Consider the following 12913-nt stretch of genomic DNA (forward strand, 5'->3'; position numbering starts at 1 on the left):
TTCAAAAGGACTATCCGAAGCGCACCGCGCCGAGCTCTCCCGGCGAGGTGATGGCCTTGAGGCCCTGTGCCATGTCCTTGATCTTCTGTTGCGTATACAGGTCGTAATAGGCCTGGTTCTTGCGGCCGATGGCATGTTCGGCACTGAAGCTGCCGTTGAAATCCTGAACTGCGACGGCAAACACCCAGTCGCGCAGCCGCCGCTCGAAATCCGTGTCCGATGCCGAAGCGCTGTCCTTCGGCACGACGAGATTGAAATGCACGCCGCCATCGCCGATATGGCCGAAATCGCAGATCGTCACGTCCGCAAAGGCCTGCGGCATATCGGCCTTCATCCGGTCGCAGAACGCCATGATATCACCTCTGCGGAAGGAAAGATCAAAGGCGATCAGTTTTCCCGAATGCTTCACGCCTTCCGACAAGGCATGGCGCAGCGACCACATTTCATGGGCCGGACCGACAAAGGCATCGGCGAGCGGCGCTTCCTCCGTTTCCCAGATTTCGGCAAGCACCGCTTCCAGGACCGCATCGAGCGATTGTTCGCCCTCGCGCGTCTCCCAGGTGCGGGAGATTTCGGCGAGGATCACATATTCGGGCACGTTGCCGCCCTGAAACGGGTTTTTCAACGACGGGACATGGTCGAGCGCCGCCGTGATAGAATTCTTCGAAATGCCTTCAAAGGCGGAGAGATAGGCGCCGAGCCGGTCTTCCATGGCGCGCAGCAACGGCATGACATGGGCGCCGCTTGAAGGAACCAGATAGGCCGTCGCCACCTGCTTCGGCAGGGGTTCGATATTCAAGACGCATTCGGTGATAATGCCGAAGGAACCGGACGTGCCGATGAAGACCTGCTTCCAGTCGATGCCGGTATTGTTCTTGCGCAGCTCGCAGGTCAGGTCGAGGATCGTGCCGTCTTCGTCGGCCAGCACGACCTTGATGCCCAGCGTGTTGCGGCGCACGTCGCCATATTTGAGGAAGCGCGAACCGCCGGTATTGGTGGCCAGCATGCCGCCGAGACGCGGATCGGCGCCAAGATCGATCGGGAAGAACAGGCCGTGTTTTTCGAGCTTCTGGTTGACATCCGACAACCGCAAACCGGCATCGGCGCGCAGCGAGCGGTTGTCGAGGTCGAGATCAAAACGTGTCGTCATCCGGTCGAGGCTGAGGACTGCCTGAGCGCCGGTCGTATCCGGGGTCGAGCCGGACACGAGACCGGTATTGCCCGATTGCGGAATGAGAACGATGCCGTTCTTCACGCAATAGGAGACAGCCGCAGACACCTCTTCGGTGGTCTGCGGGCGCAGGACAATCGATGCGCGGCCCTGATCGTAGCGCGCGCCGGTCTGGTAGGCGGCCACATCCATGCCTCCGGTGACAATGCCCTTGTCACTGAGGAGTGCGGTCAATGCGGCTGTATGTTTCTGATCGATCATCGCTTGCGTTTTACTCCGCCGCTTGCGCCGACGAAAGCATCTCTCTGAGATCGGCGATCGAAGCCTGTTCGATACCGGCATAGTGATCGAACTCGTTCAGCACTTGAGCGCCGAGGTCGAGTTCGAAGCGCTGCTGGTTCGGGCTTGCGGCAAATTCCTGCGCCGCGTCATCCCCGAGATTGGACTGGAAGATGCCGGCGGCGCTGACGGGCAGAAAGTCCTCATAGACGATCGGGTCGAATTGCACGAGGCCGTCAGCAATCAGGCTGTCGAGGCTCAAAGACGCATCGGCCTTGGCCTTGCGGCCCTTGGCGGTCAGCGAATAAGCGAAATAGCCGAGACCCCCGGCGCGAATTCCAGCCCACGTATCCGGGAACGGGATGAAGGCATCCGAAAGCGCCTTTTCGTATTCCGCCGCATTCGAGCCGTCTGCGGCCGGGCGTACGATCTTGCGCGACGCGTTGAGGAGGTCGTCGTAGAGCGCGCGGCCTTTCGGGGTGAGTGCAATGCCGCGCTGTTCGATCTCTCCGAAGCGGGCGGTGTGCGAGCCCTCATGCCAGCTGCCGTCTTCGGCCTGAAACGAAACCGGTTCTTCCAGCGCCTTGAACGAGGTCTGGCGCAAGAGGATAGCGCATTTGCGGGTCGGCGGACCCTCGATCGTCGCCTTCGGGGCGATCTCGTAATCGGGCATGCGCGCCTGCACGGCATCGATATCCAGCGTGCGCGGCGTCAGGTGATTGATATGCGGGCCCTTGAACGAAACGACGTCGGCGATCAGGCGGTGGGCGTCGTGCAGCCGGTGGTACATGCCGGGGCTGACATTGGCCCTGTCGTGCCAGCGGAAGGTTTCCAGCGCCTCGGCCACGAACTGCTCGGCGTCAGCCTTGTCGAGGCCGCCCTGCTGCTCGGCCTTTTCTGTCAGCGCGATGGCGCCATCGGTAAAGATCTGGCGCTTGGAGAGAATCTCTGCGGCTTCATCGCGCAAGGCTTCGTCGGCAATCAGGTCGAGACGCAAAAGCGAGGTGAAGACGCGGAAAGGGTTTTTCTTCAAGGCGGCATCGCCGACAGGGCGGAAGGCCGTCGAATGAACGGGAACGCCCGCAGTCGAAAGATCGTAGTAGCCGACCGGCAGCATGCCCATGACGGCAAAGACGCGGCGCATCATCGACAGCTCCGCAGGCGTGCCGAGCCGGATCGCCCCGTGGCGTTCCTGCGAAATACGATCGAGCGAATCCGTGTCCTGAAGACGGGCCTGCAGATCCGGATCGGCAGCCAGCGTTTCGGCGTTCACCTTGCCCACCAGTTCCATCAGCGTGCCATAGGCCGGCACCTCGGTGCGGTACATGGCCGACATCGCCGCTGAGAAGGCATAGCGGATATGGTCGGTGGATACGAAACTATTCTCTTTCACGGCAACGCGCCTCGCAGTATGGAAAGGATATGGGCGATCATTCTCATTTCGTATCATATATGGGATGAATGGGCATTGATTGCGACAGTTATGACTATGATCATGCGAGGCTGGAATGAAGTTGAGCAGAAGACTGGTCCCCGACGTCACCACGCTGCAGGCATTCGAATGTGCCGCGCGTCATGGCAGCTTCACGCAGGCGGCCGCCGAACTGAACCTGACCCAGAGCGCCGTCAGCCGCCAAATCAAGGATCTCGAAAGCCAGATCGGCGTTCTCCTGTTCGAACGCATCCGCCAGCGCGTCATTTTATCCGATGCGGGTCAGAAATTCCTGCCCGAGGTGCGCCGGCTTTTGACCCAGTCGGAAGAGCTGATGGTGCGTGCCATGGCGTCCGCCCGCTCGGAATCCACCCTGTCCGTCGCATCGCTGCCGACCTTCGGCAGCCGCTGGCTGACGCCGCGCCTGCCAGACTTTCTGAGCCAGCATCCGGGAACGGTGATCAACATCGCCTCGCGGTCGCAGCCTTTCGATTTTGAAGAGCAGAACTTCGATCTCGCCATTCATTACGGCCAGCCCGTCTGGGCGCATGCCACATGCAGCTATCTGTGCAGCGAGATCATCGTGCCCGTCGCAAGCCCGGCACTCCTGGCGCTCAATCCGATGCAGGAGCCGGGAGAACTGGAGCACAAGCCGCTGCTGCATCTCGCCACCCGGCCGAAGATGTGGGCACAATGGTTTGAGAGCAATGGCGGCGAGATGAAATCCGCCTATCGCGGCAACCGGTTCGATCAGTTTTCCATGGTGATCGAAGCTGCGGTCGTGGGTCTCGGCTTTGCGCTTCTGCCACGATACCTGATCGAGCAAGAGATTGCGGCCGACCGGTTGCGCGTCGTTTTCGACCGGCCGATGCAGACGGAAAACAGTTATTATCTCGTCGTGCCGGAGGGCAAGCTGGAAAATCCGGTGAGCCAGGCCTTCCGGGCGTGGATCGTCCGCCAGGTTGGTTGATCGTCCCGGAGAACCGTTTTGCAATGCGGTATGAACGGCGGAACATTTTTGATCCCACCGCGTTGCGGTCTGGATGAACATCCTCAAAGATACAGTTGCGAACCATTTCCCGGGATTGATTGCGTTGAAAAAAGTGTATGCTGCGCTTTCTTTGGCGTGGCACGCTCTATTTCGCCCCGAACCTTGGCCGCGCTTCTTGCAACATATTCGCACTGCGGCTAAAAAATGCCCATTTCTTGCACCACGCAGCCTTGATAGCGAAGCGACTGTCGTTTTCACACCTTCCAACGCCCGTCCGGGCAGTGCCAAACTTTTCGGCTTCCCGCTTGCGCGAGACCTGATGGTTTCCGGCAGAGCGGACAGCTAGGGACCGTGGGAACGCAGAGCGAAAAATCAGGGCAGCAGCCCATCCGGCACGACCACCGGACCCTTCAACACCGCTTGGATCCAGAACCCGTACCCATGCCCCTTTGTAACACGCCGTCCACGCCTGCGCCCGAAGCCGAGATCAAGCCGATCGATTATAACGATTCGATCCGCTCGACCTATTTCACCATCGATGAGCTTCATGAATGCGGTGCAGCGCTCGCCAGGGACGGCGTTTCGTCTCTCCCAGGGTTCTTCCCCTTCGAGTTCCGGCCGCGCCATCGGGAAAATGAAGACGAGATTTTCCGCGTCTACAAGGTGACGGCGACCGATGTCGAAGCGGGTGCCTCGATCACGCCGGCCGCCGAATGGCTGCTCGACAATCACTATCTGGTCGAGGAATCGATCCAGGAAGTGCGCCGCGATTTTCCGCGCAAGTTCTATCGCCAGCTGCCCACCCTCTCGGTCGCCGGCACGACGATCCCGCGCTCCATGGCGCTTGCCTGGCTCTATATCGCCCATACCCACAGCACGGTGTCGCGCGAAAGCCTGACGGCCATGGTTGCCGGTTTCCAGAAGCACGAGACCTTCAAGATCGGCGAATTGTGGGCGCTTCCGTCCATCGTCCGGTTCGTGCTGATCGAAAATCTGCGGCGCATCGCCATCCGGGTCGACCGGTCGCGCAACATGCGCAACAAGGCCAATGACGTCGCCGACCAGATCGTCCGTCTGGGCACGTCCGACAAGTTCAAACCGGTGCTGGCGGAAGCCGAACAGCTCTGTGCCGACAATACCTTCGTCGCTCAGTTGCTTTACCGCCTGCGCGACGGTTCGCAGACCTCCGGCTTCGTCATCACCTGGCTGGAAGAGCAGCTCGAAAAGCGCGGCAGCGATGTCGAGGAAGCTTTGGTCGCCGAGCAGAACCGGCTGTCGTCGGGCAATGCGACGATGAGCAACATCATCCGCAGCCTGCGCGAAATCGATGACAATGACTGGGCCGTCTGGTTCGAAAGCGTCAGCAAGCTTGACGAAGCTTTGCGTGAAGGTTCCGATTACTCCGCTCTCGATTTCGGTTCGCGCAACAAATACCGCAACACGATCGAACGGCTGGCCCGCCGCTCCGGCAGTTCCGAGCTTGAAGTCACCAATATCGCGCTCGATATGGTCAAGGCCGACGCGAGCAATCTCGATCTGCCGCATGAACCGAATGTTGGCGGTTTCCTCGTCGGCAAGCAGCGCCGCCTTTTGGAGGAAAAGATCGGCTACCGGCCGTCCATTCTCCAGAGCATCATCCGGCTTGGCCGCAAGCTGGATTGGCTGGCCATCGCCGGTCCGAATATCGTTCTCACCATCCTTGCGATGATCGCCGTCTACGTTTTCGTCAGCCCGATGGAAATTCCGACGGGTGCCAAGCTGATCATGCTCCTGCTGTTCGCGCTTCCGGCGTCGGAGGGTGCGGCCGGTCTCTTCAACACGCTGGTGACGCTCTTCGTCACGCCGTCGCGGCTGGTCGGATATGAGTTTCTCGAGGGGATTCCGCAGGACGCGCGAACCCTCGTCGTCGTCCCCTGTCTGATCTCCAAGCGCGATCATGTCGATGAACTCGTGCGCAATCTGGAAGTCCACTATCTCGCCAATCCAAAGGGCGAGATCTATTTCGCTTTGGTCAGCGACTGGGCCGACAGTGCGGAGGAGGAGACCGCAACCGATCTCGATGTGCTGGAATATGCCAAGACCGAGATCGATACGCTCAGCGCCCGCTACGCCCATGATGGCCGCACCCGGTTCTACCTGTTGCATCGCCGCCGCCTCTACAATGAAGCGGAAGGCGCCTGGATGGGCTGGGAGCGCAAACGCGGCAAGCTGCATGAGTTGAACCTGCTCCTGCGCGGCGACAGCGATACCAGCTTCCTGGCCGGCGCCAATACCGTGCCGGACAATGTCCAATATGTCATGACGCTCGATTCCGACACGCGCCTGATGCGCGATGCGGTGACCAAGCTGGTCGGCAAGCTCTATCACCCGATCAACCGTCCGGTTGTCGATCCCGTCACGCAAAAGGTCACGGCCGGTTACGGCATCCTTCAGCCGCGCGTCACTCCGTCTTTGACCACCGGTAGCGATGCCTCCGCCTTTCAGCGCATCTTCTCGATCAACCGCGGTATCGACCCTTATGTCTTCACCGTGTCCGACGTTTATCAGGACATTGCCGGCGAAGGCACGTTTACCGGCAAGGGTCTCTATCACGTCGATGCCTTCGAGGCTGCCCTGAAGGGCAAGATCGAGGAAAACGCGGTTCTCAGCCACGATCTGCTCGAAGGCTCGCTGGCGCACTGCGCGCTGGTCAGCGATGTCGAACTGGTCGAGGATTTCCCGATCCGCTATGAGGTCGAGATGTCGCGCCAGCATCGCTGGGCACGCGGAGACTGGCAGCTTCTGCCCTATATGTTCAATCTGTCCAACGGCGTCAGCATGCTCGGCCGCTGGAAGATGTACGACAACCTGCGCCGCTCGCTGATCCCTTGCGCCTGGCTGATCGCCTCGGTCATGGGCTGGTATTATATGGAGCCGACGCAGGCCCTGGTCTGGCAGTTCGTGCTGATCTTCAGCCTGTTCGTCGCGCCCACCCTCTCGCTGATTTCCGGCATCATGCCGCGCCGCAACGATATCGTTGCCCGCGCGCATCTGCATGCCGTTCTCTCAGAAATTCAGGCGGCCAATGCGCAGGTCGCCTTGCGCATCGTCTTCATCGCCCATTCGGCCGCGATGATGATGGACGCCATCGTGCGGTCGCTCTACCGGACCTTCGTCAGCGGCAAGCTGATGCTGGAATGGCGCACGGCCGCGCAGGTTCAGAGCGCGTCGGGCGGCACCATCCTCGATTATTACCGTTCGATGTGGATCGCCCCCGTCCTTTCGGTCATCTCGCTGCTGCTCGCTGCTATTTCCAATACCGGCCTTCCCTTCATCGGCATCCCGTTTGCGCTGCTCTGGGCCTTGTCGCCGGCGATTGCCTGGTTCGTCAGCCAGTCGGCTGAGACGGAAGATCAGCTGGTGGTTCCCGACGATGTCGTCGAGGAACTGCGCAAGATCGCGCGCCGCACCTGGCTCTATTTCGAGCAATTCGTCACCGCCGAGCAGCATTTCCTGCCGCCGGACAATTTCCAGGAAATCCCGCATCCGATCCTTGCCGAGCGCACGTCGCCGACGAATATCGGCGTCTATCTGCTCTCGGTCATGTCCGCCCGTGACTTCGGCTGGATCGGCTTTGAGGAAACCATCCGCCGGCTGGAGGAAACGGTCGCCACTGTCGATCGCATGCCGAAATTCCGCGGACATCTGTTCAACTGGTACAAGACCGACACGCTGGAAACGATGGAGCCGAAATATGTCTCCGCCGTCGATAGCGGCAATCTTGCCGGCCATCTGATCGCAGTATCGTCCATGTGCCGCGACTGGGCCGAAGCGCCATCTGCGCATGTTCAGGGCAATCTGGACGGTATCGGCGACGTCGCCTCCATCCTGTCGGAGGTTCTGGGGGATCTGCCCGACGACCGTAAAACCGTCCGGCCGCTGCGCCGCCTGATGGAAGAGCGGATCACCGGCTTCCAGAATGCGCTGGCCGCTGTCAAGCGCGAGCGTGAATTTGCTTCCATCCGGGTGATTAACCTGGCCGTTCTGGCGCGCGATATCCACAAGCTCACGGTCAATCTCGACCATGAGGTCCGTAGCGCCCAGAGCGGCGAAGTGACGAAATGGGCAACGCTGCTCGTCAACACCTGCGAAGCGCATATTGCCGACGGCGTGTTTGATCTCGGCGCCATCGAGGCACTGCGTCAGCGCCTGATCGTCATCCGCGACCGGGCCCGCGATATCGCGTTCACGATGGATTTCAGCTTCCTGTTCCGTCCGGAGCGGCGTCTGCTGTCGATCGGCTACCGCGTCAATTCCAACGAACTCGACGAGGCCTGCTACGACCTTCTGGCGTCGGAAGCCCGGCTTACCAGCCTGTTTGCCATCGCCAAGGGCGATTTGCCGACGGAGCACTGGTACAAGCTCGGCCGTCCGATTGTGCCGATTGGTGCGCGCGGCGCGCTGATCTCCTGGTCTGGCTCGATGTTCGAATATCTGATGCCACCGCTGGTCATGCAGGAGCGCCAGGGCGGCATTCTCAACCAGACCAACAACCTGATCGTTCAGGAGCAGATGAACCATGGCCGCCGTCTCGGCACGCCATGGGGCATTTCGGAAGCGGCCTTCAATGCCCGCGACCATGAATTGACCTATCAGTATACCAATTTCGGCGTGCCGACTCTGGGCTTGAAACGTGGTCTCGGCCAGAACGCCGTCATTGCTCCCTACGCATCGATCCTTGCCAGCATGTACGATCCGAAGGCGGCTATCGCCAATCTGGAGCGTCTGCGCGGTCTTGGTGCGCTTGGCGTCTACGGCTTCCACGATGCGGTTGATTTCACGCCGACGCGCGTGCCGGAAGGCAAGACCTGTGCCGTGGTGCGCAACTACTATGCCCACCATCACGGCATGTCGATTGCAGCCGTCGCCAACGTCGTCTTCAATGGACGCCTGCGCGAGTGGTTCCACGCCGATCCGGTCATCGAGGCCGCCGAACTGCTTTTGCAGGAAAAGGCGCCGCGCGATATTCCGATCATCAACACCAAAAAGGAACCGGAATCGCTGGGCAAGGGGCAGGAAGACCTGCTGCGTCCCGAAGTCCGCGTGATCACCAATCCGCTGGCCAAGGATCGCGAGACGGTGTTCCTGTCGAACGGTCATTACGCCGTGATGCTGACGGCGACCGGTTCGGGCTATTCCCGCTGGAACGGCCAGACCGTTGCCCGCTGGAAAGCCGATCCGACCGAGGACCGTTCCGGCACGTTCATCTTCCTGCGCGACACGACCACCGGTGACTGGTGGTCGGCAACGGCGGAACCGCGCCGCGCCGAAGGTGAAAAGACCACTGCCCGCTTCGGCGACGACAAGGCCGAGTTCATCAAGACGGTCGGCGATCTCACCAGTGAAGTCGAATGTATCGTCGCCACCGAGCACGATGCCGAAGGCCGCCGGGTGATCCTGCTCAATACCGGTACCGAGGACCGCTTCATCGAGGTGACGTCCTATGCCGAGCCGGTCCTGACCACGGACGATACCGACAGCGCCCATCCGCTGTTTGCCAAGATGTTCCTGAAAACGGAAGTCGATCCGAAGGGTGACGTTATCCGCGTCACGCGCAACAAGCGCAGCCCGAGCGAGCCGGATATGCAGGTTGCGCATCTGATCGTCGACAATGCCGCCAGCACCCGCCACACCGAGGCCGAAACCGACCGGCGCCGCTTCATCGGTGCTGGACGCACGCTTGCCGAAGCGCAGGCTTTCGACACGGATGCGAAGCTTTCCGGCGCGGATGGCTATACGCTTGATCCGATCGTTTCGCTGCGCCGCGTCGTGCGCGTACCGGCAGGCAAGAAGGTCAGCGTGATTTTCTGGACCATCGCTGCGCCAAACCGCCAGGATATCGACAAGGCGGTCGATCGCTATCGTCACCCCGACAGCTTTAACCATGAGCTTATCCACGCCTGGACCCGCTCGCAGGTACAGATGCGTCATGTCGGCGTCACCTCTCAGGAAGCCGCAAGCTTCCAGATGCTTGGCCGCTACCTGGTCTATCCCGACATGCAGCTGCGTGCGGATACCGCCACCGTGCAGGCCGGTCTTGCGCCGCAATCGGCACTTTGGCCGCTGTCGATCTCCGGCGATTTCCCGATCTTTGCCGTCCGCATCAATGACGATATTGATCTGGGGATCGCTCGCGAAGCCTTGAAGGCGCAGGAATATCTGCGCTCGCGCGGCGTCACCGCCGATCTGGTGATCATCAACGAGCGTGCATCGTCCTATGCACAGGACATGCAGCAAACGCTCGATGCGATGGCTGAAAACCTGCGCCTGCGCGGCCTGTCCGACGGTCCGCGCCAGCATATCTTTGCGGTTCGCCGTGATATCATGGAGCCGCAGACCTGGTCGGCGCTGCTCTCTGCCTCGCGTGCCGTGTTCCATGCCCGCAACGGCAAGATCTCGGACCAGATTTCGCGCGCCGAAAATCTGCTGGCCAAGCCTCTGCCCAAGGAAGACGTGCCCGCAGCACCGCTGCTGGCCATTATTCCGGAGAGTGGCGGCGCCGGACCTGTCGAGATCACCGGCGATGGGCTGGATTTCTGGAACGGCTATGGTGGTTTTTCCGCCGACGGCCGGGAATATGTGACCCGGCTGCGTGGCGGCGAAGCCACGCCGCAGCCATGGATCAACGTGATTTCGAACGAGTCGTTCGGCTTCCACGTTGCCGCCGAAGGCGCAGCGTTCACCTGGAGCCGCAATTCGCGCGACTATCAGCTGACGCCCTGGACCAACGATCCGGTCATCAACCGTCCGGGAGAAGCGATCTTCATCCGCGACATGGACAGCGGTGCCGTCCTGTCGCCCTTTGCTGCGCTGTCGCGCCGCAAGTCGGTTCAGTTCGAAACGCGGCATGGCCTTGGCTATTCGGTTTTCCAGAGCACCCAGGATGGCCTTGAGATCGAGGTCGGGCAGACGGTGCATCGCACGGCGCCCGTCAAGTATCTGCGGCTGCGCGTCACCAATACCACTGGTGGAGCACGCCGCCTGAAGGTCTATGGCTATGCGGAATGGGTGCTCGGTAACAACCGGACAAAGACCGCGCCCTTCATCCTGTCGCATCAGGACGCAGTAAGCGGTGCGGTTCTGGCAACCAATCCTTACAGCATCGACTATTCCGGCCGTACCGCCTTCATCGCGGCCAGCGAATTGCCGTCCGGGTTCACATCCAGCCGCCGTGAATTCCTCGGCCAGGGGGGCAGCATCTATGCCCCGCAGGCTGTGGTCGATGGGGGTACCCTGTTGGGTGCGGTCGAGGCCGATGGCGATCCCTGTGCCGCGATCTCGGTCGATCTGACGCTGGAGGCGGGTGCTGCCCGTGAATTGACATTCTATATCGGCGATTCCGGCAATGCCGTACAGGCACTGGAGCATCTGGCCGAAGCGCGCAAGAGCACGTTCGACGCGGTCCTCGAAACGTCCAACAGCTACTGGCAGGACTTTACCAGCGTGCTGCAGATCGAAACGCCCGACAAGGCATTCGACAACATGGTCAATGCTTGGCTCCCCTATCAGAGCCTTGGGTGCCGCATCCTGGCGCGCTCTGCGTTCTACCAGGCCAGCGGCGCCTTCGGCTTCCGTGATCAGTTGCAGGATACGCTCGCGTTTATCGTGCACCGTCCGGAGCTTGCCCGGTCGCAGATCCTCAACGCCGCCGCACGGCAGTTTGCGGAGGGTGACGTGCTGCATTGGTGGCTGCCGAATACCGGTGCCGGCGTGCGCACGCTGATCTCCGACGATGTCGTCTGGCTCGGCCATGCCGTGCAGCACTATTGCTCGGTCACCGGCAACAAGGACATTCTCGACGAGCAGATTGCCTTCATCGAAGGGGCAGCTCTTGAACCCGGCCAGCACGACAGCTTCTATCAGCCGACTGTGTCAGACCGGCGTGCCAGCCTCTACGAGCACTGCGCCATCGCGCTTGACCTTGCCATTGCCCGCAAGGGCGAAAACGGCCTGCCGCTGATCCTCGGCGGCGACTGGAACGACGGCATGAACCGTGTCGGCATCGAAGGCCGCGGAACCAGCGTCTGGCTTGGCTGGTTCCTTGCCTCCACGCTGCGCTCCTTCCTGATCATTGCGCGCGAGCGTGGCGATACCAAGCGGGTTTCCGCCTGGGAGGCACATCTGGAAAGCCTCAAGAAGGCTCTGGAGACGGCCGGCTGGGACGGCAATCACTATCGCCGCGGCTACTATGACGACGGCACGCCGCTCGGGTCTGCCGAAAGCAGCGAGTGCCGGATCGATTCCATCGCCCAGTCCTGGAGCGTGCTGTCCGGCGAAGGGGATGCGGCCCGCTCGGCGCAGGCCATGGATGCCGTGCTGGCGGAACTGGCCGACGGCGATCATCAGATCATCCGCCTGTTCACCCCGCCGCTCTCGGGAACTGAGCAGGACCCCGGCTATATCAAGGCCTATCCGCCCGGCGTTCGCGAAAACGGCGGCCAGTATACCCATGCCGCAACCTGGGTGGTGCTGGCGCTGGCGGCACAAAACCGGACCGAAGACGCCTGGCGTGCCTTCGAGATGCTCAATCCGGTCAATCATTCCAAGGATCGCGACAGTGCGGATCATTATAGGGTCGAGCCCTATGTGGTTGCGGCCGACATCTATGGCGACGGCACCCTGACAGGGCGTGGCGGCTGGACCTGGTATACGGGGTCGGCGGCCTGGCTCTACCGTGCCGCAGTCGAAGGCATTCTCGGCATCCGCCGTCAGGGAGACAAGCTGATCGTCCAGCCCGTCCTGCCGAACGACTGGAATGGTTTCACCGCCACCCTGACCATCGACGGCAAGCCGCATGTGATTTCCGTGACGAAAAATGCGGAAAACGGTGAACCAGTCGTCAGCGTCAATAATACTGTCACAAAAAACGCGCATGAAGGCGTTTTGTTGTAGCTGCCGGTCGAAGATGAGAATTGAAACCGGCTTTGCTCCAGACGGCGCAAAGCCGGTTTTGTTTTGATCACCTGCATCAAAGTTGCGTCAATGGGGGCAGGGGCACTGA

Annotated in this window: 5 protein-coding genes; 3 read left to right on the top strand and 2 right to left on the bottom strand. The window is 61.0% G+C overall.

From position 1 onward, the window contains the following. Nucleotides 1-10: 10 nt before the first annotated feature. Nucleotides 11-1432, bottom strand: coding sequence for an FAD-binding oxidoreductase (locus PYR65_RS02475; protein WP_276119776.1), 1422 nt, complete (start codon nt 1430-1432; stop codon nt 11-13). 10 nt (nt 1433-1442) lie between these two features. Next, nucleotides 1443-2843: a 2-oxoadipate dioxygenase/decarboxylase HglS gene (gene hglS / locus PYR65_RS02480; RefSeq protein WP_276119777.1), complete on the bottom strand. Its 1401-nt coding sequence runs from the start codon at nt 2841-2843 to the stop codon at nt 1443-1445. A gap of 115 nt (nt 2844-2958) precedes the next feature. Here hglS and PYR65_RS02485 point away from each other — a divergent pair, with 115 nt between their 5' ends. From PYR65_RS02485 to PYR65_RS02495, 3 genes are all read left to right on the top strand, one after another. Continuing rightward, complete coding sequence (locus tag PYR65_RS02485; protein ID WP_060638530.1) at nt 2959-3852, top strand: LysR family transcriptional regulator; 894 nt, start codon at nt 2959-2961, stop codon at nt 3850-3852. Nucleotides 3853-3925: 73 nt separating this feature from the next. Then, nucleotides 3926-4219, top strand: coding sequence for a hypothetical protein (locus PYR65_RS02490; RefSeq protein ID WP_276119778.1), 294 nt, complete (start codon nt 3926-3928; stop codon nt 4217-4219). Between the two features lie 95 nt (nt 4220-4314). Beyond that, a complete protein-coding gene (locus tag PYR65_RS02495; protein WP_276119779.1) occupies nt 4315-12804 on the top strand; it encodes a GH36-type glycosyl hydrolase domain-containing protein in 8490 nt (2829 codons plus the stop codon). Nucleotides 12805-12913 lie beyond the last annotated feature (109 nt).

The organism is Pararhizobium qamdonense (assembly GCF_029277445.1).
Taxonomy (GTDB): Bacteria; Pseudomonadota; Alphaproteobacteria; order Rhizobiales; family Rhizobiaceae; genus Pararhizobium; species Pararhizobium qamdonense.

What these genes read in the sequence shown, in the direction of transcription:
- PYR65_RS02475 (WP_276119776.1), bottom strand. Translation starts at nt 1,432, where the DNA reads ATGATCGATCAGAAACATACAGCCGCATTGACCGCACTCCTCAGTGAC.
- PYR65_RS02485 (WP_060638530.1), top strand. Translation starts at nt 2,959, where the DNA reads ATGAAGTTGAGCAGAAGACTGGTCCCCGACGTCACCACGCTGCAGGCA.
- PYR65_RS02490 (WP_276119778.1), top strand. Translation starts at nt 3,926, where the DNA reads ATGAACATCCTCAAAGATACAGTTGCGAACCATTTCCCGGGATTGATT.
- PYR65_RS02495 (WP_276119779.1), top strand. Translation starts at nt 4,315, where the DNA reads ATGCCCCTTTGTAACACGCCGTCCACGCCTGCGCCCGAAGCCGAGATC.